20 protein-coding genes, 1 tRNA gene and 1 riboswitch are annotated in these 25914 nt (G+C 68.2%); of the genes, 11 read left to right on the forward strand and 10 right to left on the reverse strand.

All coding sequences use genetic code 11. The features are described 5' to 3' along the window. Positions 1–113: 113 nt before the first annotated feature. From ACTJI2_RS09500 to ACTJI2_RS09520, 5 genes are all read left to right on the forward strand, one after another. Positions 114–1931: an autotransporter domain-containing protein gene (locus ACTJI2_RS09500; protein ID WP_440841932.1), complete on the forward strand. Its 1818-nt coding sequence runs from the start codon at positions 114–116 to the stop codon at positions 1929–1931. A gap of 88 nt (positions 1932–2019) precedes the next feature. Beyond that, positions 2020–2093 (forward strand) — tRNA-Gly (locus tag ACTJI2_RS09505). Positions 2094–2184: 91 nt separating this feature from the next. Next, positions 2185–3069: a 30S ribosomal protein S6--L-glutamate ligase gene (rimK, locus tag ACTJI2_RS09510; RefSeq protein ID WP_183644160.1), complete on the forward strand. Its 885-nt coding sequence runs from the start codon at positions 2185–2187 to the stop codon at positions 3067–3069. Between the two features lie 328 nt (positions 3070–3397). Next, the gene (locus ACTJI2_RS09515) at positions 3398–4081 is read left to right on the forward strand and encodes a response regulator transcription factor (protein ID WP_183644157.1); all 684 of its coding nucleotides are present in this window, start codon (positions 3398–3400) and stop codon (positions 4079–4081) included. Next, positions 4068–5393: a sensor histidine kinase gene (locus ACTJI2_RS09520; RefSeq protein WP_183644153.1), complete on the forward strand. Its 1326-nt coding sequence runs from the start codon at positions 4068–4070 to the stop codon at positions 5391–5393. Before ACTJI2_RS09515 ends, ACTJI2_RS09520 begins: the two co-directional genes overlap by 14 nt. Positions 5394–5432: 39 nt before the next feature. Here the strand turns inward: ACTJI2_RS09520 and ACTJI2_RS09525 are convergent, their stop codons facing one another. Continuing rightward, positions 5433–6017 (reverse strand): hypothetical protein, encoded by a 585-nt coding sequence (locus ACTJI2_RS09525; protein ID WP_440841933.1) that lies wholly within the window; start codon positions 6015–6017, stop codon positions 5433–5435. Positions 6018–6105: 88 nt separating this feature from the next. Further along, positions 6106–6933 carry a methylenetetrahydrofolate reductase [NAD(P)H] gene (metF, locus tag ACTJI2_RS09530; RefSeq protein ID WP_141453920.1) on the reverse strand — a complete coding sequence of 276 codons (828 nt, stop codon included), beginning with the start codon at positions 6931–6933 and terminating at the stop codon, positions 6106–6108. Between the two features lie 123 nt (positions 6934–7056). Here metF and ACTJI2_RS09535 point away from each other — a divergent pair, with 123 nt between their 5' ends. After that, positions 7057–7614 (forward strand): DUF3228 family protein, encoded by a 558-nt coding sequence (locus ACTJI2_RS09535; protein ID WP_183644145.1) that lies wholly within the window; start codon positions 7057–7059, stop codon positions 7612–7614. Between the two features lie 36 nt (positions 7615–7650). On the opposite strand, the gene ybaK is transcribed toward ACTJI2_RS09535, so the two are convergent. Both ybaK and ahcY read right to left on the reverse strand, forming a co-directional pair. Further along, positions 7651–8124, reverse strand: coding sequence for a Cys-tRNA(Pro) deacylase (gene ybaK, locus ACTJI2_RS09540; protein ID WP_192197317.1), 474 nt, complete (start codon positions 8122–8124; stop codon positions 7651–7653). A gap of 136 nt (positions 8125–8260) precedes the next feature. Continuing rightward, on the reverse strand, positions 8261–9694 hold the full coding sequence (ahcY, locus tag ACTJI2_RS09545; RefSeq protein ID WP_192197318.1) for an adenosylhomocysteinase: 1434 nt from the start codon (positions 9692–9694) through the stop codon (positions 8261–8263). 38 nt (positions 9695–9732) lie between these two features. Beyond that, positions 9733–9824: riboswitch (S-adenosyl-L-homocysteine riboswitch) on the reverse strand. A 132-nt stretch (positions 9825–9956) separates the two neighbouring features. On the opposite strand from ahcY, the gene ACTJI2_RS09550 reads away from it, so the two are divergent. Further along, on the forward strand, positions 9957–12434 hold the full coding sequence (locus ACTJI2_RS09550) for a prolyl oligopeptidase family serine peptidase (protein WP_440841934.1): 2478 nt from the start codon (positions 9957–9959) through the stop codon (positions 12432–12434). A 147-nt stretch (positions 12435–12581) separates the two neighbouring features. After that, positions 12582–15305 carry a phosphoenolpyruvate carboxylase gene (gene ppc / locus ACTJI2_RS09555; protein WP_440841935.1) on the forward strand — a complete coding sequence of 908 codons (2724 nt, stop codon included), beginning with the start codon at positions 12582–12584 and terminating at the stop codon, positions 15303–15305. A 42-nt stretch (positions 15306–15347) separates the two neighbouring features. Here ppc and ACTJI2_RS09560 read toward each other — a convergent pair whose 3' ends face one another. The 6 genes from ACTJI2_RS09560 to metK all read right to left on the reverse strand — a co-directional run bounded on the left by ACTJI2_RS09560 (position 15348) and on the right by metK (position 21850). Then, positions 15348–16208, reverse strand: coding sequence for a lysophospholipase (locus tag ACTJI2_RS09560; RefSeq protein WP_440841936.1), 861 nt, complete (start codon positions 16206–16208; stop codon positions 15348–15350). A 66-nt stretch (positions 16209–16274) separates the two neighbouring features. Beyond that, on the reverse strand, positions 16275–18140 hold the full coding sequence (locus ACTJI2_RS09565) for an ATP-binding cassette domain-containing protein (protein WP_440841937.1): 1866 nt from the start codon (positions 18138–18140) through the stop codon (positions 16275–16277). A gap of 165 nt (positions 18141–18305) precedes the next feature. Continuing rightward, positions 18306–19205 (reverse strand): phosphatidate cytidylyltransferase, encoded by a 900-nt coding sequence (locus ACTJI2_RS09570; RefSeq protein WP_440842046.1) that lies wholly within the window; start codon positions 19203–19205, stop codon positions 18306–18308. An 80-nt stretch (positions 19206–19285) separates the two neighbouring features. Next, positions 19286–19879 (reverse strand): lysophospholipid acyltransferase family protein, encoded by a 594-nt coding sequence (locus ACTJI2_RS09575; protein ID WP_440841938.1) that lies wholly within the window; start codon positions 19877–19879, stop codon positions 19286–19288. A 1-nt stretch (position 19880) separates the two neighbouring features. Beyond that, entirely contained in the window at positions 19881–20507 is a 627-nt protein-coding gene (locus ACTJI2_RS09580; RefSeq protein ID WP_440841939.1) for a CDP-alcohol phosphatidyltransferase family protein, read from the reverse strand. Between the two features lie 131 nt (positions 20508–20638). Continuing rightward, positions 20639–21850 carry a methionine adenosyltransferase gene (metK, locus tag ACTJI2_RS09585; RefSeq protein WP_183644102.1) on the reverse strand — a complete coding sequence of 404 codons (1212 nt, stop codon included), beginning with the start codon at positions 21848–21850 and terminating at the stop codon, positions 20639–20641. Positions 21851–22065: 215 nt separating this feature from the next. Between metK and ACTJI2_RS09590 the strand changes: the two genes are divergently transcribed. The 3 genes from ACTJI2_RS09590 (at position 22066) to ACTJI2_RS09600 (ending at position 25890) form a co-directional block, all read left to right on the forward strand. Continuing rightward, positions 22066–23781, forward strand: coding sequence for a GNAT family N-acyltransferase (locus ACTJI2_RS09590; protein WP_440841940.1), 1716 nt, complete (start codon positions 22066–22068; stop codon positions 23779–23781). Further along, on the forward strand, positions 23778–24602 hold the full coding sequence (locus ACTJI2_RS09595) for a UDP-2,3-diacylglucosamine diphosphatase (protein ID WP_192197324.1): 825 nt from the start codon (positions 23778–23780) through the stop codon (positions 24600–24602). The genes ACTJI2_RS09590 and ACTJI2_RS09595 overlap by 4 nt, the downstream gene beginning before the upstream one ends. A 196-nt stretch (positions 24603–24798) precedes the next feature. Further along, positions 24799–25890, forward strand: a complete 1092-nt coding sequence (locus ACTJI2_RS09600) for a metal-dependent hydrolase (RefSeq protein ID WP_440841942.1) — start codon at positions 24799–24801, stop codon at positions 25888–25890. Positions 25891–25914: the final 24 nt, after the last annotated feature.

The following is a 25914-nucleotide window of genomic DNA, read 5'->3' on the forward strand; positions in this document are numbered from 1 at the left end:
ACGCCCCGGGCCTTGGTGGAACGATAGCCTCCCATGCGCCGCCGTACGGCCAACGCAGCCCACGCCGCATCGCATTCATAACGACAACATCGACATTGCCCCGGGAGAACACCATGAAATCGACCCAACGGCCGTTGCGCCGCCTGCTGGCCTTGGCCCTGGCCGCTGCCGCGACGCCTGCCTTCGCGCAGAGCAGCCCCTTCTCGCAAACCATCTTCTTCGGTGACAGCCTGACCGACAGCGGACATTTCCGGCCGACCCTGGTCCAGCTCAACCCGGGCGCCGCTGTCGCGGGCCGCTTCACCACCAACCCGGGCTTCGTCTGGTCCGAATTCCTGGCCCAGTACTACGGCACGGGTGCGGTGAGCGCCAACCAGGGCGGCACCAATTACGCGGTGGGTGGTGCCCGCACCGGTACGGATGGTTCGCAGGCCTTCGGTCCGATCACGGTGCCGGTTCCGGCGCTGACCACCCAGTTGGCCTCGTATCTGGGCACGACCGGCGGCAAGGCCGACGCGCGCGCGCTGTACACGGTCTGGGGCGGCCCCAACGATCTGTTCGCGGCCGTCGCCAACCCGTCGCAGACGCCGGCCATCATCGGCGCGGCGGTGACGTCGCAGATCACCGTGGTCGCCGGCCTCAAGCAGGCCGGCGCCGAGTACATCCTGGTGCCGAACATCCCCGACCTCGGCCGCACGCCGGCCTTCCTCAACAATGCCGGCGCCACCCAGCTGGCCGCGACCTACAATGCCGCGCTCTACAACGGCCTGACCGCGCAGGGCCTGCGGGTCATCCCGCTGGATACCTTCAACTTCCTGCGCGAAATCACTTCCGCGCCGGGCCAGTACGGTTTCGCCAACGTGACCACGCCGGCCTGCGGCGCGGTGTCGTCGCTGTTGTGCGTACCGCAGAACTACGTGGATCCGAACGCCGCGGCGACCTATGCGTTCGCCGACGGCGTGCATCCGTCGATGACCGCGCACCAGATGCTGGGCCAGTACGCCATTTCGGTGCTGGAAGGCCCGCGCCAGCTGGCCGTGCTGCCGTACACCGCCTCGGTGATCGGCCGCTCGCGCGCCGACCGCGTCGCCAGCCACATCGACGCCAAGCCGGAATCCGACGGCGTGCGCTGGTGGGGCGACCTGCGTGGCGACTCACTGCGCTACGACGAGGGCGATTTCGACGGCATCACCCCGACCGGCACCTTTGGCCTGGACTGGACGCGTGGTGATTTCGTGTTCGGCGGCTTCGCCGGTTTCGGTCGCGGCAAGATGGACTTCGGCGACAGCCGCGGCAGCTTCAAGCAATCGGATGCCACCCTCGGCGGCTTTGCCGGCTGGTACCAGGATCGCATGTGGGTCAATGGCCAGGTCAGCTACACCTGGCTGTCCTACGACGTGGACCGCGAGATCCCGTTCGGTCCCGCCACCCGCCGCCACAGTGGTTCGCCGGACGGCAGCAACCTGACCGCGGCGATCAGCGCCGGCTACGATTTCGAGCACGGCAAGCTGCGCCACGGTCCGGTCGTCAGCGTGGTCGCCCAGCGGGTCAAGCTGGACGGCTATTCGGAAAGCAACCCCAGTTCCACCGCGCTGACCTATGGCGACCAGGATCTGGATTCGCTGATCGGCAGCGTCGGCTGGAAAGCCAGCATCCAGGCCACCGAGCACACCCGCCCGTACGCGCAGCTGACCTACGATCACGAGTTCGAGGAAGCCGATCGCCAGGTGTTCGCCAGCCTGCAGTCGATGCCCGGCGTGATGCCGTACGCGGTGCCGGGCCTGAACTTCGATCGCAACTACGGCACCCTCACCGTCGGTGCCCGCACGCAGGTCTTCGGCCTCGACGCCGACGTCGGCGCGCGGGTTTCGGCCGGCAAGAAGGACGGTCACGATGCGACCGTGTTCGTCAGCCTGGGTGGCGGCTTCTGATTCCACCGATCACCTGCTTTGCCTTGCGGCGCCCCTCGTGGGCGCCGCATTGCATCGGCGCCCCGACACCGCATAGACTCGTTCCCGTGCGGGTGTAGTTCAATGGTAGAACTGCAGCTTCCCAAGCTGCTAACGTGGGTTCGATTCCCATCACCCGCTCCACTTTTCCCTTCCCCCCTTCCATGTCACCGGGCCGTCATCCACGGTTGCCGGGGACGTGCGATTCTCTGGGCCTCAGCCGCGGCGACCCGCCATGAAACTGGCCATCCTTTCGCGCAACAGCAAGCTCTATTCCACCCGCCGGCTGGTCGAGGCGGCCCGCGAGCGCGGCCATTCGGTGCGCGTGCTGGATCCGCTGCGCTGCTACATGCGCATCGCCTCGCACGGGTTCGCGATGCACTACATGGGCAAGCCGATCGCCGGGTATGCGGCGGTGATTCCACGCATCGGCGCCTCGGTGACCCGCTATGGCACGGCGGTGCTGCGGCAGTTCGAACTGATGGGCAGCTTCAGCCCGAATCCGTCCGACGCCATCCTGCGCGCGCGCGACAAGCTGCGCGCGCACCAGTTGCTGGCGGCACAGGGCATCGGCCTGCCGATTACCGTGTTCGGCGACAACCCGGACGACACCACCGACCTGCTGTCGATGCTCGGCCCGCCACCGCACGTGATCAAGCTCAACGAAGGCGCCCAGGGCGCCGGGGTGATGCTGACCGAGAAGCCGTCCGCCTCGCGCAGCGTGGTGGAAGCCCTGCGTGGCCTGTACGCCAATTTCGTGGTGCAGGAGTTCATCGGCGAGGCCGAGGGCGCCGACCTGCGCTGCTTCGTGGTCGGCGGCCAGGTCATCGCCTCCATGCGCCGGCAGGCGCCCGAGGGTGATTTCCGCTCCAACCTGCATCGCGGCGGCACCGCCGAGGCCGCCCCGGCGACCGAGGAAGAGCGGGCGGTCGCGGTCCGCGCCGCCCAGGTGCTGGGATTGGGCGTGGCCGGAGTGGACCTGATCCGGTCCAGGCGCGGTCCCCTGGTCCTGGAAGTGAACTCCACCCCCGGCCTGGAAGGCATCGAGGCGGTCTGTGGCGTGGACGTGGCGGGGGCCATCGTCGACCACCTGGCGGACGGGGCCGCCTGTTCAGGCTGAACCTTTGCCTGAACAGGGTGTTTTCACGTGGAATTAACGCGAGCTTTAACGGTTTTTTAGTCGAAATCCGCGTAGCCTTGCCCGACCGCAGCTCTGCGTCTTCCCTGGATTGGGTTACTTCCGGAAAGCACAGGATTACGGTAATCGGGGCACATCTTGGCCCAGGTCGGCGCCCGCCGGCCTGGGCTTTTTCTTTGCAATGAGGGCGTTGCGGGGCCGATTGATCCGTGCACGGAGCCGTGCAGGGAGAATTTGTTAAATTCAGGGCCTCACTTTTGGAACCGCGGCCCGCAGGACGGGTCGAACGGATCCCAACACAGGAACCGCCATGCGAATTCTGGTCATTGAAGACAACAGCGACATCGCCGCCAACCTCGGGGACTACCTGGAGGAACGCGGCCACACCGTGGACTTCGCCGCCGACGGCGTCACCGGCCTGCACCTGGCCGTGGTCCACGAGTTCGACGCCATCGTGCTGGATCTCAACCTGCCGGGCATGGACGGGCTGGAAGTCTGCCGCAAGCTGCGCAACGAGGCGCGCAAGCAGACCCCGGTGCTGATGCTGACCGCCCGCGACTCCCTGGACAACAAGCTGGCCGGCTTCGACTCCGGCGCCGACGACTACCTGATCAAGCCGTTCGCCCTGCAGGAGGTGGAAGTGCGCCTCAACGCGCTGTCGCGTCGCGGCAAGGGCGTGCAGACGCGGGTGCTGGAAGTCGGCGATCTGGAATACAACCTGGACACCCTGGAAGTGCGCCGGCAGGGCAAGCTGCTGCAACTCAACCCGACAGCGCTGAAGATCCTGCAGGCGCTGATGGAAGCCTCGCCGGCGGTGGTCACCCGCCAGGAACTGGAAACCCGGGTCTGGGGCGAGGAATTGCCCGACTCGGATTCCCTGCGCGTGCACATCCACGGCCTGCGCGCGGTGGTCGACAAGCCGTTCGAAGTCCCCCTGATCCAGACCCGCCACGGCATCGGCTACCGGATCGCCGCGCCCGATGGCAACGGCTGAGCCCGGACGCCCGGCGGCGGCGCGCGCCCGCAAGTTCCGCCACCGCCTTCGCACCCGCATCATCCTGTCGTTTTTCCTGCTGGGCACCGGCCTGACCGGCCTGTTCGCCTATCTGACCGACGTCGCCCGCCAGCGCGTGGAAACACAGCTGGTGGAAGACGTGATGAACCAGAACATCGACGAGTACATGCGTCGTTTCTACCTGGACCCCAGCGGGAACCCGGACATCAAGGTCCAGCAGATACGCGCCTACGTGTTCGCACCCGACAGCGAGCGGCTGCGGACCGAGTTCCCCGACTGGATTCGCTTGCGCGACGGAACCCACAACATCACCGGCGTCGATGAAACCGGGGTCGAGTACGCCTACAAGCTGGCGGTGAGGAAAGCCCCCGAGCAGTGGTTTTTCCTGGCCTATGACATGACCCAGTCGCGCAAGGGCGAAGTGCAGCTCAAGCGCTGGCTGTACCTGGCCGTGCTGTTGTTCGGCGCGTTGTCACTGATCATCGGCTGGTGGTCCGCTTCGCGCGTGATGAGTCCGGTTTCTAACCTGGCGCGCCGGTTGCGCGCCTACAAGGGCAGCAGCGATCCCAAACCGCTGGCGCCCCATTTTCCCGAGGACGAAGTGGGCGAGCTGGCCAAGGCGCTGGATGACTATTCCGACCGCCTGACCGAGGTGGTCCAGCGCGATCGCGAGTTCAACGCCGACGTCAGCCACGAACTGCGTACGCCGCTGGCCATCATCCGCGGCTCGGTCGAATTGATGCTGTCGCGCCAGGACCTGGACGAGAAGACCCGCACGCGCATCCTGCGCATCCAGCGCGCGGAGCAGCAATGCACGGATCTCATCAGCGCCCTGCTGCTGCTGTCGCGGAGCGAACGCGGGCACGGCAACACCGACGTTGGCCGGGTGGCGGAACAACTGCTGGATGCGCACCGCGCCCAGTTGGGTGGAAAGACGCTGGACCTCCGGGTCGAGGGCGATTGCGGGTTGAAGATCGATGCGCCGGAAGCCGCGCTATCGGTGGCCCTGGGCAATCTGATCGGCAACGCGGTCAAGTACACCCAGGAAGGCGAGGTCGTCGTGAGGTTGTTGCCGACGGCGGTGGAAGTCATCGATTCCGGTCCGGGGCTGAGCAAGGAAGACGCGGCCCGTCTGTTCGAACGCGGTTACCGCGGTACCCACGCCGGTCATTCACAGGGAGGCGGCATTGGCCTTTCGATCGTCAGTCGTCTTTGCGATCTGTATGGCTGGCGGGTCGGGGTGAAGCCGGGAGAGCAACGCGGCGTGATCGCCACGCTTCGCTTTTCCTGACCGGGAACGCCTCCTCGGGCGGGCGCATTCCGATCGTGCCTACAGCGTGATCCAGAAGCAGTTGTAGGCGCGCCGCAGGCCGAACACCGTTCGCGACGGCGTCGCGCTGTTCTTCAGTGTCTGCTCCAGCCGCAGGCCGACGGGCCGTTGCGGGGTGGTCTGCGGGTAGTAGCCATCGGTGTTGGCGTCCAGCACGCTGCCGTCCTCGGCCAGCACCGGCGTGGCGGGGCGAATCGGGACGATGTCGATGAGCGGGCGCTGCACCACCGCTTCCAGCTGATCCAGGATGCGGTGGGCGGATCGATCGGAGATCCCGTTCCATTGGTAGATGCCGGCCAGCCGGTTGACGTCGCGCGCGTCGACGGCGGCGGTGATCTGCGCCACCAGATCGCTGAGCGTGCGCGAACAGGTGCCGCGATACAGGCCGGAGGCGCCGCGCGTGGACGCGTTGGCGGGATCCGGCAGGCGGTCCATCGCGCCGATGTCCTCGCAGCGCTTGTCGGTGTAGACGGTTTCGCCGGTCATGGTGGTGCAGCGCTGCACCGGATCCTGGGCGCTGGCGGGGAGGATTCCGGTGGGCCAGGCCAGGCAGGCGGCAAGCAGCGGCAGGAGGATGAGTCGCATCGCATCAGCCTACCGGCCGACGCGTGGCCCGCCAATGAGCTTCATGCATGCGCGCGCCAACCGCAACGCCGCGCACACCACCCGTGGTTCAGCGTCCCAGCCGGCTCAGCACGGCCTGGGTGGGCTTGGCCAGGTTCAGGGTGTAGAAGTGCAGCGACGGGGCGCCGCCGGCAATCAGCCGTTCGCACAGGTTGGCGACCACGTCCGCGCCGAACTCGCGGATGCTGTCCACGTCGTCGCCGTAGGCCTGCATGCGCTTGGCGATCCAGCGCGGAATCTCGGCGCCGCAGGCTTCGGAGAAGCGCTTGAGCTGGGAATAGTTGGAGATCGGCATGATGCCGGGCACGATCGGAATGCCCACGCCCAGCTTGCGGGCGGCGTCGACGAAGTGGAAATAGGCGTCGGGGTTGTAGAAGTACTGGGTGATCGCGCCATCGGCACCGGCATCGACCTTGGCCTTGAAGTACTTCAGATCGCTGAGCGCGTCGTCGGACTGCGGATGAGTTTCCGGATAGGCGCCGACCTCGATGTGGAAGGTATCGCCATGCTCGGCGCGGATGAACGCGATCAGTTCCGAGGCGTAGCGCAGGTCGCCGGGGTGGCCCATGCCGGAAGGCAGGTCGCCGCGCAGGGCGACGATGCGCTTGCAGCCGATGGCGCGGTACAGCTTGAGCAGTTCGCGGATTTCCTCGCGGCTGCCGCCCACGCAGGACAGGTGCGGCGCGGCGGAGAAGCCATGCTGCTGGTTGAGATGGCGGACCGTCTCGGAGGTATAGCTCAGGGTGGAGCCGCCGGCGCCGAAGGTGCAGGAGACATATTCGGGACCATACCCCTTCAGCTTCTCCGCGGTGCGGTCGAGCTGGGCACGCTGCTCGTCGGTCTTGGGGGGGTAGAACTCGAAGCTGAGGGCGGTCATGGGCGGGCAGGGCGACGGAAACGCGTCCATTATATCTCTCCATCAAGATGGATATGCAAACGCTGTGGCCGCCGGCTTGCGGCCACGCGGTACCCTGTGCGGGACCTTTCACCGCGCTCGTCCATGTCCATCGTCCTCACGCCGTTCGCCCGCACCCGCCTGTTTCCCCGCGAGACCCGCCGCAACACCATCCAGGACTGCACGCCGGAGCAGTTCGAGCAGCATCTGAACCGGCACGCGCCGCTGAAGGACCTGCCGGGCTATGCGCCGTTCTGCCGGCTGCACGTGCACCGGAACTGGACCTCCACCCGCTGCCTGACCGTGCCGATCACCGACGGCAACCGCCATCGGCTGCGATCGGCCTACGAGGCCCGCACCCGCGAGGAGCTGCCGGTGCTGGTGCGCTGGTTCGAGGGCGTGGAGCCGCCGGTGGCGCGCTATCTGGTGGTGATCCTGTACAGCCGCGAGCAACTGGCGCGCGAGGGCAGTCCCATCGACGCCGACTGGGGCGTGGTCGGCTGCCTGTATACCGCCGAACCCGAGGAGATCCCGATGGCGCCCATCACCATGATGCGCAACGCGCTGGGCGTCGAGGAGGGCGGCTCCGGCACGCCGCTGGACCGCGACGCCTATCGCCGCGCGGTGGAATTCTGGGAGAACAACGCCAACTGGCGGCCGTAATCCCGTACCGGAGGCGAAGGCCGCGGGCGGCGCCCTTCAGCGGGCGCGACCGATCGGCGCGAAGCGGGCGTCGGTCAGGCGCGCGAGATCGGCCGGGGCCAGTTCCACTTCCAGTCCGCGCCGGCCCGCGCTGACGTGGATCGCCGGCAGCGACTGCGCGCTGGCGTCCAGGAAGGTCCGCAGCCGCTTCTTCTGCCCCAGCGGGCTGATGCCGCCAACCAGGTAGCCGGTCGCGCGCTGGGCGGCGTCGGCGGCGGCCATGTCGCAGCGCCGGCAGCCGGCGGCCTCGGCGAGCGCCTTGAGGTCGAGCTGGCCGGCGACCGGAACGATGGCCACCAGCAGTTCGCGGGATTCGGTGGCGGCCAGCAGGGTCTTGAACACCCGGGCCGGGTCCAGGCCCAGCTTCTCGACCGCTTCGGCGCCGTAGGAACCGGCGTCGCGATCATGCGCATAGGCGTGCACGGCATGGGCGATGCGCTGTCGCTTGAGCAGTTCGATGGCAGGGGTCATGGGCGATGTCCGTGTCGTCGGAGGCGATCATGCTGGCCGCGCCGCGCGCCGTCGTCTTGAACGGGCTTGCTGTCCATGAACGACGACGGGCGCCCGAAGGCGCCCGTCGCGTTGCAACCGTTGACCGGAACCGCGATCAGTAGCGGTAGTGATCCGGCTTGTACGGGCCTTCCACCGGCACGCCGAGGTAATCGGCCTGGTCCTGGGTCAGCTTCGTCAGCTTGACGCCGATCTTCTCCAGGTGCAGGCGCGCCACTTCCTCGTCCAGGTGCTTGGGCAGGCGGTAGACGGTCTTCTCGTAGACGTCCTTGTTCGCCCACAGGTCGATCTGGGCCAGGGTCTGGTTGGCGAACGAGTTGGACATCACGAAGCTGGGATGGCCGGTGGCGCAGCCCAGGTTGACCAGACGGCCTTCGGCCAGCAGGAACATCGCGTTGCCGTTCGGGAACACGTACTTGTCCACCTGCGGCTTGATGTTGACCTTCTGCACGCCGGGGAAGTTGACCAGCGCGTCGACCTGGATCTCGTTGTCGAAGTGGCCGATGTTGCACACGATGGCCTGGTCCTTCATCGCCTTCATGTGATCGATGGTGATGATGTCCTTGTTGCCGGTCGTGGTGACGTAGATGTCGGCCGTGCCCAGGGTGTCTTCGATGGTGTTGACCTCGAAGCCTTCCATCGCCGCCTGCAGCGCGCAGATCGGATCGATTTCGGTGACGATGACGCGGGCGCCGTAGGCGCGCAGCGAGTGCGCCGAACCCTTGCCGACGTCGCCGTAACCGCAGACCACGGCGACCTTGCCGGCCAGCATCACGTCCATCGCGCGCTTCAGGCCATCGGCCAGCGACTCGCGGCAGCCGTACAGGTTGTCGAACTTGGACTTGGTGACCGAATCGTTGACGTTGATCGCCGGGACCAGCAGGGTGCCGGCTTCGGCCAGCTGGTACAGGCGGTGCACGCCGGTGGTGGTTTCCTCGGACACGCCCTTCCAGGCCTTGACCACTTCGGTCCAGTAGCCCGGACGCTCCTTGTGCACGCGCTTGAGCAGGTTCTTGATCACCTGCTCCTCGTGGCTGGAGGAGGCGGTGTTGACCCAGTCCGAACCGTTTTCCAGTTCGTAGCCCTTGTGGATCAGCAGGGTCACGTCGCCGCCGTCGTCGACGACCAGCTCCGGACCCAGCTTGCCGCCACCGAAGCTCAGCGCGTCGAGCGTGCAGTCCCAGTACTCTTCCAGGCTCTCGCCCTTCCAGGCGAATACCGGGGTGCCACTGGCGGCGATCGCGGCGGCGGCGTGATCCTGGGTGGAGAAGATGTTGCACGAGGCCCAGCGCACGTCGGCGCCCAGGTCGACCAGCGTCTCGATCAGCACGGCGGTCTGGATGGTCATGTGCAGCGAACCGGTCACCCGCACGCCTTTGAGCGGCTTGGCGGCGGCGTGCTTGCGGCGGATGGACATCAGACCCGGCATCTCGTGCTCGGCGATGTCGATTTCCTTGCGGCCCCAGTCGGCCAGGGAAATGTCGGCGACCTTGTAGTCACCCTCGGTGGAGAACTGGCGTACGGCGTTCATGGTTCGGCTCCGGTTAATGGGCGAGCTGTGCTCGCATTCTTGACCGGGCGCCGTTACAGAAAAGTCCTGCCGAGCCTGGCCATCGATGCTTCTCCTGAAGCCCGTCATGGTCGCAGCGCCCCTCGGCGAGGGCGGCCATTATATCGGCTGTTCCGGATGAAGCGATGGATGGCCCGGGCATGACCGACGGCCGTGGCCCGACCGGGATCGGGGTTGTTAAGCTCGAATGAAACCTTGTCGCGAGAGAGTCCCAATGCCCTCCATGCCCCGTATCGCCGCGCTGGCCCTGGCGATGACCCTGCTGGCGCCGGCCGCCATCGCCCGTACGCCGGCCGCCGCACCCAAGGTCGCGGCGGTCGCCGACACCGGCTACCAGCTTCCGCCGGCACCGCTGCGGGCCATCGTCGACGCGCCGCGCCGTCCCGACATCTCGGTCAGCCCCCGCCGCGACCTGTTGGCCCTGATGCAGGTCCCCACGCTCCCGGGCATCGACGTGGTCGCCCAGCCGGAGCTGAAACTGGCCGGCCTGCGCATCCATCCGCGCAGCCATTCGGCCAGCCGGTTCTCGTTCGGCACCGACTTCTGGCTGCAGGAGATCGCCACCGGCAAGGAACTGCGCATCCAGGGGCTGCCGCAGCCGCTGTCGATGGTCGGTTTCCGCTGGTCGCCGGACCAGCGCTACATCGCGTTCAACCGCATCGATCCGCAATCGGCCGCCAACGAGCTGTGGCTGATCGATGTGGGAACGCGCAGCGCGCGACGGCTGACCGATCTTCCGCTGAATACCGTCGTCGGCCGCGGCTATGCCTGGCTGGGCGACAGCAGCCGGTTGCTGGTCCAGCTGCAACCGCAGGGACAGGGCGAGGCACCCGAACGCAGCGGGGTACCGTCCGGCCCCAACGTGCAGCAGACCCAGGCGGGCGGCGGCGTGGTGCAGATCCGCACCTACCAGGACATGCTCCGCAACGAAGGCGACGCGCGCCTGCTGGAATATCAATTGCGCTCGCAGGCCGCGTTGGTCGACCTCACCGGCGCGGTGAAATCGCTGGGCAATCCTGATCTCAACCTGTCGCTGTCGGCTTCGCCGGATGGCCGCTACATCCTGCGCCGCCGCGTCGAGCGGCCGTTCTCGTACCTGGTGCCGGTGAGTTCTTTCCCGACCCGCATCGAAGTCCTGGACATGCAGGGACGGCTGGTCCACGAAGTGGCGAAGTTGCCGCTGATCGAAGGCCTGCCGCCCGGCAACGACGCGGTGCCCGCCGGCGTGCGCGACATCCAGTGGCGGGCCGACGCCGACGCCACGCTGGTCTGGGCCGAGGCCCAGGACGGCGGCGATCCTTCGCGTGAAGCGGCCATCCGCGACGCGGTGATGATGCAGGCCGCGCCCTTCGACAAGCCGCCGGTGACGCTGGCGCGCCTCGGCATGCGCCTGGCCGACATCCAGTGGGGCGATGGCCGGTTGGCCCTGATCAGCGAGGCGTGGTGGAAGAACCGCCAGATCCGCGAATGGCGGATAGCGCCGGACGACGCGGCGCAGGCACCGAAGCTGATCCGCGAGGGCTCCTACGAGGATCGCTACAACGATCCCGGCCAGCCGGTGCTGGCGCAGGACGAACGCGGTGAAATGCGCCTGATGCTCGCCGCCGATGGACGCAGCATCTACCGGATTGGCGACGGCGCGTCGCCGGAAGGGGATCGTCCCTTCCTCGACAAGGTGGATCTCGAGCAGGGCGGCAAGACCCGCCTGTTCCATTCGCAGGCGCCTTACTACGCTGTGCCGGTGGCACCGCTGGACGCCGATGGCCAGCGCCTGCTGATCACCCGCGAATCGCCGGACGAGCCAACCAACCTGTTCATCGCCGAAGGCGCGGCGGAGCCGCGCGCGCTGACCCGCTTCCCGCATCCGACCCCGCAGCTGAAGGGCGTGAAGAAGCAGCAGGTCCGCTACAAGCGCAAGGACGGCGTGGATCTGACCGCGACGCTGTACTTGCCGCCGAACTACGACCCCAAACGCGACGGCCGCCTGCCGATGCTGATGTGGGCCTATCCGGCGGAGTTCAAATCCGCCGAGGCCGCCGGCCAGGTGACTGATTCGCCGTACCGCTTCAACACGATCAGCTATTGGGGGCCGCAGGCGTTCCTGGCGATGGGCTATGCGGTGTGGGACGACTTCTCGGTGCCGATCGTGGGCGAGGGCGACAAGGAACCCAACGACACCTACGTGCCGCAACTGGTCGCCAGCGCCGAGGCGGCGGTGGACGAGGCGGTGCGCCTGGGCGTGGCCGATCGTGATCGCATCGCGGTGGGTGGCCATTCCTATGGCGCGTTCATGACCGGAAACCTGCTCGCGCATACGCGCCTGTTCAAGGCCGGCATCGCCCGCAGCGGCGCTTACAACCGCACCCTGACGCCGTTCGGCTTCCAGGCCGAGGAGCGCAATTTCTGGCAGGCCCCGGACGTGTACGAAACCATGTCGCCGTTCAACCACGCGGATCGGATCAAGGACGCGCTGCTGCTGATCCACGGCGAGCAGGACAACAACTCCGGCACCTTCCCGATCCAGAGCGAGCGCATGTACGCGGCGATCAAGGGACTGGGCGGCACCGCGCGGCTGGTGATGCTGCCGAACGAGTCGCATGGCTACCGCGCGCGCGAATCGATCCTGCAGATGCTGGCCGAATCCAACGCCTGGCTGGATCGCTACGTGAAGCAGGCCGCGCCGGCCGCGGCCAAGCGCTGACCGGCAACCAGACCGGAACCGGACCAATTGCGGTCCGGTTCGGCTGTCCCGGCGGATATCCCGGGACAGGCGTGCGGCGGTGCAGCAAACGGCGACCGAATTGGGGTAGTGTTGGGAGCTCACCCCGACGTCCGGTTTGCCGCCTCGATGAATTCGCCCCGCAGTCTCGAGTTCGCTCCACCCGATGTACCGCTTCGTGAAGACGTGCGCCGGCTTGGCGCGCTGGTCGGCGACATGCTGGCCGAACAGGTATCGCCCGCGTTCCTGGATGAAGTCGAACGCGTGCGCACCACCGCGATCGCGCGCCGCCAGAGCGACGCGCCGCCACAGTCGCTGGCGGGATTGCTGGCCGGGCTGAAACCCACGCAGGCGGAAGGCCTGATCCGCGCGTTCAGCGCGTACTTCCAGGTGGTCAACATCGCCGAGCGCGTGCACCGCATCCGCCGCCGCCGCGATTACCAGCGCACCGACAGCAGCAAGCCGCAACCGGAAGGCCTGCAGGACGTGCTGCTGCGACTGAAGGCGCAGGGCGTGGGCATCGACGAACTCGCGCAATGGCTGCCGCGCATCGACATCGAGCCGGTGTTCACCGCGCATCCCACCGAGGCGGTCCGGCGTGCGCTGCTGGAGAAGGAACAACTGATGGTCGCCAGCCTGGTCAACGGGCTGGACGGCACCCGCACGCCTGGCGAACAGGCCACCGACACCGCGCGTTTCCGGATGGCGCTGACCTCGGCCTGGCAGACCGCCGACTCCTCGCCGGTGCGTCCCGGCGTCGAGGACGAGCGCGAGCATGTCGGCTTCTACCTGATCGAAGTGCTGTACCGGGTGATGCCGGTGCTGTACGAAACGCTGGAAAGCGCGATCACCCAGGTCTACGGCGAACATCCGGCGATCACCCGCCATCTGCCCCGGTTGCTGCGCTTCGGCACCTGGGTCGGCGGCGACATGGACGGCAATCCGAATGTCGACGCCGGCACCGTCACCGCGACGCTCAACGCGCAGCGCGCGGTGATCTTGCGCCGCTATATCAAGGAACTGCGCCAGCTCACCACGCTGCTCAGCCAGTCGAGTTCGCTGGTCGGCGTGTCGGCCGAGGTGCTGGCGCGCGTGGACGAATACCGCGAACTGCTGCCGAAGGCCGCCGCGCAGTCGCGCCCGCGCCACGGCGACATGCCGTATCGCCTGCTAAACGATCTGATGCGGGCGCGGTTGCAGGCGACGCTGGAAGATCTGCCGCAGGGTTACCCGGGGCCCGATGAACTCGCCGCCGACGTGGATCTGATCCTGCGCAGCCTGGAAGACAACCGCGGCATCCACGCCGGCTGGTTCGCGGTGCGCCGGCTGGCCTGGCGCATCCGCAGCTTCGGCTTCCACCTGGCGCGGCTGGACGTGCGCCAGGAATCCAGCGTGCACGCGCGCGCGGTCGCGGCGGCGCTGGCGGATTCGGAATGGGAATCGCGCGACGCGGTCGAGCGCGGTGCGCTGCTGGCACCTTATGCCAGCGGCGAGCAGGTGCTGCCGGCGTCGGAGGACGAGGGCAATCCACGCCTGGACGCGGTGTTCGCCGCATTGGGCGATGCGCGCCGCCGGCATGGCACCGACGCGCTGGGCGCCTACATCATCAGCATGGCGCACAACCGCGCCGACGTGCTCACCGTGCTGGCGCTGGCGCGTCGCGGCGGGCTGGTCGACGACGATGGCAACGTGCCGCTGGACATCGCGCCGCTGTTCGAAACCGTGGACGATCTGCGCCACGGCCCGGAGACCCTGCGCGACCTGATGGCCGATCCGGTGTACCGCGCGCACCTGGCCGCGCGCGGCAACGTGCAGATGGTGATGCTTGGCTATTCCGACAGCGGCAAGGACGGCGGCATCGCCGCCTCGCGCTGGGGATTGCAGCGCGGGCAGGTCGAATTGCTGCAGACCGCCAATGAACTCGGCATCAAGCTGACCTTCTTCCATGGCCGCGGCGGTTCGATCAGCCGCGGCGGCGGCAAGACCACCCGCGCGGTCGACGCGTCGCCGCGCGGCAGCGTCGATGGCCGCCTGCGGGTGACCGAGCAGGGCGAGGTCATCCATCGCAAGTACGGCATCCGCGCGCTGGCGCTGCGCTCGCTGGAACAATCGGTCGGCGCGGTGCTGGCCTCCTCGTTGCGCCCGCGTCCGCTGGAGCCGCGCGAACCGGGCTGGCGGGACATCATGGACACCGTCGCGGGCCATAGCAGCGAGGTCTATCGCGGGTTCGTCGGCGCGCCGCGTTTCATGGACTATTTCCGCAGCGCCACGCCGATCGACGTGATCGAACGGATGACGCTGGGTTCGCGGCCCTCGCGCCGGCTCGGCCAGGATGCGGCGCTGGGCAACCTGCGCGCGATTCCGTGGGTATTCGCCTGGAGCCAGGCGCGCGCGGTGATTCCCGGCTGGTTCGGCGTCGGCAGCGGGCTGCAGGCGGCGGTGGATGCGCATGGCGAGGACGCGGTGCTGGAGATGGCGCGCGACTGGCCGTTCTTCCGCACCTTCCTCGACGACATCTCGATGGTGCTGGCCAAGGGCGATCTGAGCATCGCCGGGATGTTCTCGCGGATGGCCGGCGACCTGCACGAGGAGTTCTTCCCGCACATCCAGCGCGAGCATGCGCTGACCCTGCACTGGGTCCTGCGCCTGACCGGCGACGAATGGCTGCTGCAGCACGATCAGCGACTGGCGCTGTCGATCCGCCTGCGCAATCCCTACATCGATCCGATCAGCGTGCTGCAGGCGGATCTGCTGCGGCGCTGGCGCGAGACCGGGCGCGAGGACGACACCCTGTTGCGCGCACTGGTGGCGAGCATCAACGGCGTATCGCAGGGCGTGCAGAACACCGGTTGAGGCCTGCGCCGGGATGGCGAATCATCCCGGCGGACTCCGCCGTCAGGGCTGGCTGCCGCGCTTGGGCTTGTCCAGTTGCAGGTCCAGCCAGCGCAGCAGATCCGCGACCACGCGGCTGCGTTCGGGATCGGCCTCGTTGTAGATCTCGTGGTACAGGCGCAGGTATTCGTGTGCCTGCAGCTTGCGCTGGGGCGCGGCGGCGGCGAAGGCGCGGGCGCCGGCCGGATCAACCAGATGGTCGTCGGCCGCGAACTGCAGCAGCGTGGGCGTTTTCAGGCTGGCGGCCCGCGCGATCACGCGGGGACCGCCGGTGAAGATGAAATGCGCCAGCCGCGCGCTGATGCGCGAATGGTTGAGCGGATCCTCCAGATACTCGCGCTCGATATGGGGATCGTGCGAAAGCCGGCTCGCGGCCAGGCCCGTGCGCAGCGTCAGCCCCGGCCACCAGCCGGACAGCGTGCGTGCCAACGCCCGCTGCGCGCCGCCGGCATGGGTCGCCAGCGCGGGCGATGAGGCGATCAGGCCACGCGGCGCCAGGTCCATCAGCAACACCGCGTACATGGCCACCAGCCCGCCCAGGCTGTGGCCGAACAGGAACGGCAGGTCGTCGGCCTCGGCGGCATAGGCATGGAACGCCGCCATCGTGTCGCGTGGCAACCGCGCCAGTTCGTCCACGCCGCCCTGTGGGCCTTCCGAGCGGCCGTGTCCACGGTGATCGTAGGCGCGCACCGCGATGCCGGCCGCGTTCAATTCCTCCGCCAGCCGCGCGTAGCGGCCCGAATGCTCGCCCAGGCCATGCACCAGCAGCAGGCGTGCGCGCGGCCGCGGCAACGGCCAGTCGCGCGGCTGCAGGCTCAGGCCATCGTCGGTGAGCAGGGCGGAGAAAGGGTGAGCGGTCGGCATGGCGCAACATCGCGCGCGCCCGCGCGATGGTCAAGAGCCGTGGCGCGGGGAGGAAGACGCGGGGGATCAGGCGTCCAGTTCGGCCCAGCGCTGGTAGGCCAGTTCCAGTTCCTGCTGGAGCGCGGCCAGTTGTTCGTTGGCGCGCTGGAGGCTGGCGGGATCCTGCTGGTAGTAGGCCGGCTCGTTCATCGCCGCGGTGCGGCCGGCGATATCCGCCTCCAGCGCTTCGATGCGTCCAGGCAACTGTTCCAGCTCGCGCGCGTCCTTGTAGCTGAGCTTGCGCTTGGCCACCGCGGCGGGAGTCGCGGCCGTTGCCGGCGCGGCCGTCGCCGGCCGGTCGGGCGCCATCACGACGGGTTCCGGACGTTGCCGCAGCCAGTCGGTGTAGCCGCCCACGTAGTCGCCGAGGCGGCCTTCGCCCTCCAGCACCAGGGTGCTGGTGACCACGTTGTCGAGGAAGTCGCGATCGTGGCTGACCAGCAGCAGCGTGCCCTTGTAGTCGAGCAGCAGCTCTTCCAGCAGTTCCAGGGTTTCCACGTCCAGATCGTTGGTCGGTTCGTCCATCACCAGCAGGTTCGACGGCTGGGCGAACAGCTTGGCCAGCAGCAGCCGGTTGCGTTCGCCGCCGGACAGCCGGGTGATCGGCGCGCGCGCGCGTTCGGGCGAGAACAGGAAGTCCTGCAGGTAGCCGATGATGTGCTTGCGGCTGCCGTTGATCTCGACGAAGTCGCGCCCCTCGGCGACGTTCTCCAGCGCGTTGAGCGATTCGTCCAGCTGGCTGCGGTGCTGATCGAAGTAGGCGATCTGCAGGCCGGTACCCAGCTTGACCTCGCCCTGCTGCGGGACCAGTTCGCCGAGCAGGATCTTCAGCAGGGTCGACTTGCCGGCGCCGTTGGGACCGATGATGCCGACCCGGTCGCCGCGCATGATGGTGGTGGACACGCGATCCAGCAGGACGCGGCCGTCATAGGCCTGGGTCACGTCGGTGGCCTCGATGACTTTGCGTCCGGAGGCCTGCGCGGCGGCGGCTTCCATCCTGACGTTGCCGGACAGATCGCGCCGCTGGGCGCGCTCGCGGCGCATCGCCTTGAGCGCGGTGACGCGGCCTTCGTTGCGGGTGCGGCGGGCCTTGATGCCCTGGCGGATCCAGACTTCCTCCTGCGCCAGCAGCTTGTCGAAGCGCGCGTTCTCCTGCGCTTCGGCGTGCAGGCGTTCCTCGCGCCGGCGCAGGTAATTGTCGTAGTCGCCCGGCCAACTGGTCAGCTGGCCACGATCGATCTCGACGATGCGGGTGGCCAGCGCGCGCAGGAAGCTGCGATCGTGGGTGACGAACACCAGGCTGCCCTCGAACTGCCTGAGGAAGCCTTCCAGCCAGGCGATCGCCTCGATGTCCAGATGGTTGGTCGGTTCGTCCAGCAACAGGATGTCCGGCTTGCGCACCAGCGCCTGGGCCAGCAGCACGCGCCGCTTCATGCCGCCGGACAGGGCGGCGAAATCGGCGTCCTCCGGCAGTTCCAGCCGGGCCAGCACCTGCTGCACGCGGCGATCCAGATCCCAGCCGTGGCGGGCCTCGATCTGCGCCTGCGCCTCGCCCATCGCGGCCATGTCGCCCTCGGCCACGGCATGGTGGTAGCGCGCCAGCAGCGCCCCCAGGTCGCCCAGGCCCTGGGCGACCACGTCGAACACGCTGCCGGCGGTGTCCTGCGGGACTTCCTGGGCCATGCGCGCGACCACCACGCCGCCCTGGATCCGGATTTCGCCGTCGTCGGGCCGGATTTCGCCGGCCATCAGCCGCATCAGGGTGGACTTGCCAGCGCCGTTGCGGCCAACGATGCAGACGCGCTCGCCGGCTTCGATGGACAGATCGACGTGTTCGAGAAGGAGCGGACCGCCGACGCTGAAGTCGACCCGCTGGAATTGCAGAAGGGACATGCCGCCATTGTACCCGGCCGTACCCCACCGCCGCCCGGCCGTAGAGCGGAGCTTGCTCCGCTACCCCAAGGCCACCCGCGTAGAGCGGAGCTTGCTCCGCTGTTCCCAAGGTCCCCCGGTAGAGCGGAGCTTGCTCCGCCGCTCTTGTGGCAANCAAGCTCCGCTCTACCCGAATCCGTAGCGGACCACGTGGAAGAAGATCGGCGCGGCGAACACCACCGAGTCCAGTCGGTCCAGCATGCCTCCGTGGCCCTCGATCATCTCGCCCCAGTCCTTGGCTCCCAGGCTGCGCTTGACCGCCGACAGCGCCAGGCCGCCGAGGAAGCCGCACAGCACGATCAACAGCGACAGCAGGCCGGATTGCAGCGGGGTGAACGGGGTGATCCACCACAGCGCCGCGCCCACCCCCGCGGCGGCCAGGCCCCCGCCAACCAGCCCTTCCACCGTCTTGGACGGACTGACCTGCGGCGCCAGCAGGTGCCGGCCGAACAACTTGCCGAACACGTACTGCAGCACGTCACTCAGCTGCACCACCAGCAGCAGGTACAGCAGCAGCATCAGGTTCTGGCCCTCGTAGCCGGGGATGCGCAGCAGCAGCAGCGCCGGCGCGTGGCTGAGGCAGTACACCGCCAGCATCAGGCCCCACTGCACCTTGGCGCTGCGGGCGAGGAAATCCTCGGTGTCGCCGGACAGCGCCGACACCGCCGGCAGCAACAGGAAGCCGTACACCGGGATGCACACCACGAACAGCCCGTACCAGTCGATCCCGATCAGCCAGTACTGCAACGGGATGGCGACGTAGAAGCACAGGCACAGCGCCAGGTGATCGCCGCGTCGGGTCGGGGTCAGGCTGATGAACTCGCGCAGGGCGAGGAACGACAGCATGCCGAACAGGAGCAGCGTCGCCACCTTGCCCAGCAGGAAGCAGGTGGCCAGCACCGCCGCCATCACCCACCACGCGCGGATGCGCGCGTTGAGGTTGTCGATCACCGGGCCGGGCTTGCGCAGGTGCAGCACCCAGCCGATCAGGCTGGCCAGCAGCAACAACGCGCCGATCCCGCCCATCACACCCCAGAACGTCTGCGGCGCGCGGGCGATGGCGGCCTGCAGGAAACCGCCTACCGGCAGGTCGGAGGGAATCAGGTTCATGCCAGCGCCACCACCGCCGCGCGGGCGCGTTCCAGGAAAGCGTCTTTCTCCTCGTCCGGCCGCAGCGCGACCGGCGCGCCGAAACGCACCGTGCACACCAGCGGCACCGGCACCAAACTGCCCTTGGGCAGGCAGCGCCGCGCGTTGTCCAGGTACACCGCGATGAACTCCGCCTGCGGATAGCGCCGCGCCAGATGGAACAGACCGGACTTGAACGCCTGCGGATGGATGTCGTGGTTGCGCGTGCCTTCCGGGAACAGGATCAGCGAATCGCCGGCATCCAGCGCCTGATACAACGGCTCCAGCAGATCCTGATCGGGCGTGGCGCGCTGGCGATCGATCAGCACCGCGTTGAAGCCATGCCGGGCCAGCCAGCGCCGCGGCCCATGGCCCCAATAGTCGCGCGCGGCGACCGGACGCGTGCGCGCGCGCAGCGCCGGCGGCAACGCGGCCCACAGCGCCACCGTGTCGATATGGCTGGCGTGGTTGGCGAAATAGATCCGCTGGCGCGGCTCCGGCCGCGAGCCCTGCCAGCGCGGATACGCGCCGAAGAACAGATGGGCCAGGCCGGCGAGCAGGCGCGAACCCATCTCAGGTGTTCCCACGCAACTGTGCGGCGATCGCGCGGGTGCGGGTGACGCAGGTCAGCAGCGAACCGATGGCGATGATCCACGCGGCCGCGGGCAGCACCCACGCCGTGCCGGTCGAATGGCGTTCGGCGACGGCGAGCAGGCAGGCCAGGGTGATCACGGCCATGCGGTGCTGCTTGGCCATCGGTCCGCGGAAATCCTGGGCCAGCCCGAGGCTGCCGCCGGACACCCGCACGTAGGCGGTGAGCGCGGCCAGCAGCGCGCCCAGCCAGCCCAGCCAGGGCAGGCCGGCGGCGTAACCCAGGCTGACGATCAGCAGCGAATCGGCGATGCGATCGGGAAACTCGTTGTACAGCGCGCCGGTGGGGGTCTGCTTGCCGCCTTCCATCGCGACCATGCCGTCCAGCAGGTTGCACAGCAGGCGCAACTGCACGCAGGCCGCGCACAGCAGCAGGCCGGCCGTGGAGGGCACCCATGCCAGCATCGCCGCGCCGACCGCCGCGAAAAAGATGCTGAGCACCGAGATCTGGTTGGGCGTGACCCGTGAGCGCGCCAGCGCCGCGCTCGATGCGCGCGCCCAGCCGCTGCCGCGCGCGGCAATCGGTCGTCGTTCGGATGATTTCCCCATGGCAGGGAGAATAGACGAAATGCGGGGTCCGGACCGGTCAGCGTCATCCTTCCGCTCACGCGAGGCGCGGGACCGGAAAAGAAAAACCCCGCCGAAGCGGGGTCTTTCCGGAGGCGTTCGCGCGTGCCGGCTTACTTCAGGCCGGCGTCCTTGCGCAGGGCTTCGGCGCGATCGGTCTTTTCCCACGAGAACGCGGTGCCGGTCTGCTTCTTGCCGGCGCCGTCGAGGTAGCTGATCTCGTGCGGCTTGCGGCCGAAGTGGCCGTAGGACGCGGTGGCCTGGTACATCGGGTGGATCAGGTCCAGCATCTGGATGATGCCGTACGGACGCAGATCGAAGTGCTTGCGGATCAGCTTCTCGATCTTGTCGTCGCTGATCTTGCCGGTGCCGAAGGTGGTCACCGAGATCGAGGTCGGCTCGGCCACGCCGATGGCGTAGGAGACCTGCACCTCGCAGCGATCGGCCAGGCCGGCGGCGACCACGTTCTTGGCGACGTAGCGCGCGGCGTAGGCGGCGGAGCGATCCACCTTGGATGGATCCTTGCCCGAGAACGCGCCGCCACCGTGGCGGGCCCAGCCGCCGTAGGTGTCGACGATGATCTTGCGGCCGGTCAGGCCGCAGTCGCCCACCGGGCCGCCGATGACGAACTTGCCGGTCGGGTTGATGTGGAACTTGGTGCCCTTGTGCAGCCACTTGGCCGGCAGCACCGGCTTGAGGATGTGCTCGCGCACGGCCTCGACCAGATCCTTCTGCTTGACGTCCGGATCATGCTGGGTGGACAGCACCACCGCGTCGATCGCCACGGCCTTGCCGTTTTCGTAGCGCAGGGTGACCTGGCTCTTGGCGTCCGGGCGCAGCCACGGCAGCGGCGAGTTCTTCTTCTTGCGGACCTTGGCCTGCTGCTCGACCAGGCGGTGCGACAGGTGGATCGCCGCCGGCATGTAGCTGTCGGTCTCGTTGGTGGCGTAGCCGAACATCAGGCCCTGGTCGCCCGCGCCCTGTTCTTCCGGCTTCTTGCGGTCGACGCCCTGGTTGATGTCCGGGGACTGCTTGCCGATCAGGTTGAGCACACCGCAGGTGGCGCCGTCGAAGCCGACGTCGCTGCTGTCATAGCCGATGTCCAGGATCACCTTGCGGGTCAGCGCTTCCAGATCGATCCACGCCGAGGTGGTGATCTCGCCGGCCACGATGGCCACGCCGGTCTTGACCAGCGTTTCGCAAGCCACGCGAGCGCGCTTGTCCTGGGCCAGGATGGCGTCCAGCACGGCGTCGGAAATCTGGTCGGCGATCTTGTCCGGATGGCCTTCGGAGACCGATTCGGACGTGAACAGGTAGTTGGACATCGGGCTTATATCCCTGTATTCGGATGAAAAGATGGGCGCGAATGATACACGCGCCGGGCGGTGCGTGCATTCTGCGCCGTTCAGGATGTTCCTTGCGTTAAGCCAGGGCCGTCCCGGGCTGTCATGCAACCGCCACGCCGCTGCCATCGGGCTGTCGCGCGGCGGGCGCAGGCTGCGCGGCGAAACCCGCCGACCCCGGCCGGATCCGAGCGACCATGCGCCCGCTGGAACAGCAGATTGCCGAACGCTACCCCCACTGGTTCCGTGGCCGTCGCGCCGGCCTGACCCGGCCGCTGCTGCGTACCCTGGGCCGCTGGTCGCGGCTGGACCAGGCCTACGCCTTCCTGGCCGAGCACGCCCATCTGCGCGACTTCGCCTTCCTGCAGGCGGCCATCGACTTCCTCAACCTGCGCTACTCGGTCGATGCGGCCGAGCGCGCGCGGGTGCCGGCGACCGGGCGCCTGCTGATCGTCGCCAACCATCCCTCCGGCGCGCTGGACGCGATGGCCCTGCTGGACTTCGTCGGCGGCATCCGCCGCGACGTGAGGATCGTCGCCAACGACATGCTGACCAGCATCGACAACCTGTCCGGCCTGCTGCTGCCGGTGCGCATCCTGGGCGGCAATCCCCGCCCGGAGAGCATCCGCGCGGTCGAGCAGGCGCTGGAGGCGGAACAGTGCGTCATCGTGTTCCCGGCCGGCGAGGTCTCGCGGCTGGGACCGCGCGGCATCACCGACACCCGCTGGCGGCGCGGCTTCCTGCGGTTCGCCCGCAGCACCGGCACGCCGGTCCTGCCGATCCGGGTGCAGGCGCGCAATTCCGCGTTCTTCTATGGCGCCTCGGCGCTGTTCAAGCCGGCCGGTACCGCCCTGCTGGCGCGCGAGATGTTCAAGCGCAGCCAGCGCCGCATCGCCCTGCGAATCGGCACGCCGATGACCATCGCCGCCGACGAGGACAGCCAGACCGCCCTGCAACGGGTACGCCGCGCGCTGTACGCGCTGGGTCGCCGCGAGGCGCAGCGCAACGAACCGGTCAGTCCGGAACCGCTGGTGCCGCCGGTGGAGCCGGCACGCCTGGCCGTCGCGGTCGACGCGCTGGAAAGACTGGGCCGCACCACCGACGGCAAGCGCATCTGCGTGGGCCGGCTGGCCCTGGATTCACCGGTGCTGCGCGAAATCGGCCGCCTGCGCGAGCTGACCTTCCGCGAAGTGGGCGAGGGCACCGGCAAGCGCCTGGACGTGGATCCCTACGACGCCTGGTACGAGCACATCGTGCTGTGGGACGAACAGGCGCGGAAGATCGCCGGCGCCTACCGCATCGCGCGCGGCGCGCCGGTGCTGGCCGAGCACGGCCTGAAGGGCCTGTATACCGCCTCGCTGTTCCGCTATGCCGACGATGCGCTGCCGCGCATCGCCGAGGGCATGGAACTGGGGCGCAGCTTCGTCGTCCCGGAGTACTGGGGCAGCCGCAGCATCGACTATCTGTGGCAGGGCATCGGCGCCTACCTGTGCCGGCACCCGCGGGTGCGCTACCTGTTCGGCGCGGTGTCGATGAGCGCGGCGCTGCCGCGTGATGCGCGCGAGCAGATCGTTTCCTACTACGCCCGCTACTACGGCGTGGACAGCCGCGATGCGGTGTCGCGGCATCCGTTCCGCTATTCCGCCGTGCCACCGAGCTACGGCGGGATGGACGCCGATACCGCGTTCCGCGTGCTCAAGGCCAACCTGGACGCGCTCGGCGCCAGCGTGCCGATGCTGTACAAGCAATACACGGATCTGTGCGAACCCGGCGGCGCGCGCTTCCTCGCCTTCGGCGTGGATCCGGCCTTCTGCGATTCCATCGACGGTTTGATCGAAGTGGATCTGCATCGGATCCGGCCAAAGAAGCGGGCGCGCTATCTGCAGCCGTCCGTCGAGGCGGTGCCGGCATGAGCCCGCAGGCCGTCGACGCGGGCATCCGGCGGGCGGTCTTCGTTTCCGATGTCCATCTGGGTTCCAAGCATTGCCACGCCGCCGAGTTCGCCGATTTCCTGGCGACCCTGCGCTGCCGCCGCCTGTATCTGGTTGGCGACATCGTCGATTTGTGGTGGATGGCGCAACGCCGCGCCAACTGGGATGCCGCCCACAATCGGGTGATCGAACAATTGCATGCGCTGGCGCGCAACGGCACCGAGCTGATCTACGTGCCCGGCAACCACGACCGTCCGATCCGCCGTTTCTGCGGGCTGATGCTGCCGGCGATGCAGGTGCGCCGCCGCGCCATCCACGTGACCGCCGATGGCCGCCGTCTGCTGGTCACCCACGGCGACGACTACGACGGCATCACCCATTTCGGCGGGCTGCAGGAGAAGTTCGGCGACTGGCTGTACTACCGCATCCTCACCGGCAACCGCCTGACCAACCGCATCCGCCGCCGGCTGGGCCTGCGCTACTGGTCGCTGGCCGAATACCTCAAGCGCCAGAGCGACGCGGCCGAACGCTACATCGGCCGCTTCGTGCAGGCCGGCCTGGACGATGCGAGCCGGCGCGGACTCGACGGCATCCTGTGCGGCCATATCCACCGCGCCGCGCTGTTCCAGCGCGACGGCCTGCTGTACGCCAACGACGGCGACTGGGTGGAAAGCCTCACCGCGCTCAGCGAGGAAGCCGACGGCACCCTGCGTCTGCTGTCGCATACCGGCCAGGTACTGAGCGAAGTCCCGCCGCGCCTGCGGCTGGTGGCGCTGGAGCGACCGGAAGCGAAGGCGGCTTGAACGCGGGGAACTTGGCGCGAAAGCAAATCCCCCGTCGTCCGCTGCGCGGCCGCCCGCCCCCTTTTTCAAAGGGGGCACGGAAGGGGCGCCGCCTGTACTGATTGAGGAGTTACCTCCCCCTTTGAAAAAGGGGGATTGAGGGGATTTGCTGTTCGCCTCACCCGCCCCCCAGCCAGCCAACTGCTAGCATCCCGGCATGGATTCCCTCTCCCAGATCGTCCTTGGCGGGGCCGTTGCCGCCGCCATCGCCCCCGCCGGTCACCGTCGCGCCGCCTTGCTGGCCGGCGCCGCGCTGGGCACGCTGCCCGACCTCGACAGCCTGCCCATCCTGCTGCTCACCGACGATCCGGTGGCATTGATGACCATGCACCGCAGCTTCAGCCATTCGCTGTTCGTGCTGCCGTGGGTGGGCGGGTTGATCTGGTGGCTGTGCAAGCGACGCAACGGCCGCGTCGCGCAGGCGCCAGCGCGCTGGTTCTGGGCGATCCAGCTGGCCCTGATCACCCATCCGCTGCTGGACGCGTTCACCGTCTACGGCACCCAGTTGTGGTGGCCGCTGCAACCGCATCCCACGATGTGGTCGAGCGTCTTCATCATCGATCCGCTGTATACGATCTGGCTGCTGATCGCCTGTGTGCTGGCGTGGTGGTGGCGCGACCGGACCGCCGCGCGGCGTGCGTTGCTGGCCGGACTGGTGCTGAGCAGCGCTTACCTGGGCTGGTCGCTGCTGGCCAAGGCCCAGATCGATCGGGTCGCCGAACGCTCGCTGGCGGCGATGGGGCTGGGCGATGCGCCGTACTTCAGCGTGCCGATGCCGTTCAACACGCTGCTGTGGCGAGTGGTGGCGATGACGCCTTCCGGCTATGTGGAGGCGGAGTATTCGATTGCTTCGGATCGCGGCGCGATGGCATTCCGCGGATATCCGTCCAATGTGCAGGCGCTGGCCGAAGCCCGCGGGATTCCCGCCGTGCAACGCCTGCAATGGTTCAACCGCGGCTTCATGCGCGCGCGGGTACGGGACGACGGCGTGCTGGTGCTGTCGGACCTGCGGATGGGACTGGAGCCGGACTACAACTTCAGTTTCGAGGTCGCGCGACGGCAGGGGGGCCGCTGGCAGCCGATGCCGCCGGTGCAGCAGCCCTGGCGGGCGCCGATATCCGGCTGGAGCGGGCTGCGGACGCTGCTGGCGGCGATGTGGCATCGCATCTGGCATGCCGATGCGCGCACCCTGCGCAGCGTCATCGTGGAGGAACCGCCGACGGAGACCGCGATCCCGGGGGCGCCGTGAGTGAAGCGGTCCGGCGGTACGGAT

Source organism: Pseudoxanthomonas sp. 22568 (genome assembly GCF_052044485.1).
In the GTDB taxonomy this organism is placed as follows: domain Bacteria; phylum Pseudomonadota; class Gammaproteobacteria; order Xanthomonadales; family Xanthomonadaceae; genus Pseudoxanthomonas_A; species Pseudoxanthomonas_A beigongshangi.

What these genes read in the sequence shown, in the direction of transcription:
- ybaK (WP_192197317.1), bottom strand. Translation starts at nt 8,124, where the DNA reads ATGACCCCTGCCATCGAACTGCTCAAGCGACAGCGCATCGCCCATGCC.
- ACTJI2_RS09515 (WP_183644157.1), top strand. Translation starts at nt 3,398, where the DNA reads ATGCGAATTCTGGTCATTGAAGACAACAGCGACATCGCCGCCAACCTC.
- rimK (WP_183644160.1), top strand. Translation starts at nt 2,185, where the DNA reads ATGAAACTGGCCATCCTTTCGCGCAACAGCAAGCTCTATTCCACCCGC.
- ACTJI2_RS09580 (WP_440841939.1), bottom strand. Translation starts at nt 20,507, where the DNA reads ATGGGGAAATCATCCGAACGACGACCGATTGCCGCGCGCGGCAGCGGC.
- ACTJI2_RS09595 (WP_192197324.1), top strand. Translation starts at nt 23,778, where the DNA reads ATGAGCCCGCAGGCCGTCGACGCGGGCATCCGGCGGGCGGTCTTCGTT.
- metF (WP_141453920.1), bottom strand. Translation starts at nt 6,933, where the DNA reads ATGACCGCCCTCAGCTTCGAGTTCTACCCCCCCAAGACCGACGAGCAG.
- ACTJI2_RS09570 (WP_440842046.1), bottom strand. Translation starts at nt 19,205, where the DNA reads ATGGGCGGGATCGGCGCGTTGTTGCTGCTGGCCAGCCTGATCGGCTGG.
- ACTJI2_RS09600 (WP_440841942.1), top strand. Translation starts at nt 24,799, where the DNA reads ATGGATTCCCTCTCCCAGATCGTCCTTGGCGGGGCCGTTGCCGCCGCC.
- ACTJI2_RS09560 (WP_440841936.1), bottom strand. Translation starts at nt 16,208, where the DNA reads ATGCCGACCGCTCACCCTTTCTCCGCCCTGCTCACCGACGATGGCCTG.
- ACTJI2_RS09535 (WP_183644145.1), top strand. Translation starts at nt 7,057, where the DNA reads ATGTCCATCGTCCTCACGCCGTTCGCCCGCACCCGCCTGTTTCCCCGC.
- ACTJI2_RS09575 (WP_440841938.1), bottom strand. Translation starts at nt 19,879, where the DNA reads ATGGGTTCGCGCCTGCTCGCCGGCCTGGCCCATCTGTTCTTCGGCGCG.
- ACTJI2_RS09550 (WP_440841934.1), top strand. Translation starts at nt 9,957, where the DNA reads ATGCCCCGTATCGCCGCGCTGGCCCTGGCGATGACCCTGCTGGCGCCG.
- ACTJI2_RS09500 (WP_440841932.1), top strand. Translation starts at nt 114, where the DNA reads ATGAAATCGACCCAACGGCCGTTGCGCCGCCTGCTGGCCTTGGCCCTG.
- ahcY (WP_192197318.1), bottom strand. Translation starts at nt 9,694, where the DNA reads ATGAACGCCGTACGCCAGTTCTCCACCGAGGGTGACTACAAGGTCGCC.
- ACTJI2_RS09590 (WP_440841940.1), top strand. Translation starts at nt 22,066, where the DNA reads ATGCGCCCGCTGGAACAGCAGATTGCCGAACGCTACCCCCACTGGTTC.
- ACTJI2_RS09520 (WP_183644153.1), top strand. Translation starts at nt 4,068, where the DNA reads ATGGCAACGGCTGAGCCCGGACGCCCGGCGGCGGCGCGCGCCCGCAAG.
- ACTJI2_RS09565 (WP_440841937.1), bottom strand. Translation starts at nt 18,140, where the DNA reads ATGTCCCTTCTGCAATTCCAGCGGGTCGACTTCAGCGTCGGCGGTCCG.
- ACTJI2_RS09525 (WP_440841933.1), bottom strand. Translation starts at nt 6,017, where the DNA reads ATGCGACTCATCCTCCTGCCGCTGCTTGCCGCCTGCCTGGCCTGGCCC.
- metK (WP_183644102.1), bottom strand. Translation starts at nt 21,850, where the DNA reads ATGTCCAACTACCTGTTCACGTCCGAATCGGTCTCCGAAGGCCATCCG.
- ppc (WP_440841935.1), top strand. Translation starts at nt 12,582, where the DNA reads ATGAATTCGCCCCGCAGTCTCGAGTTCGCTCCACCCGATGTACCGCTT.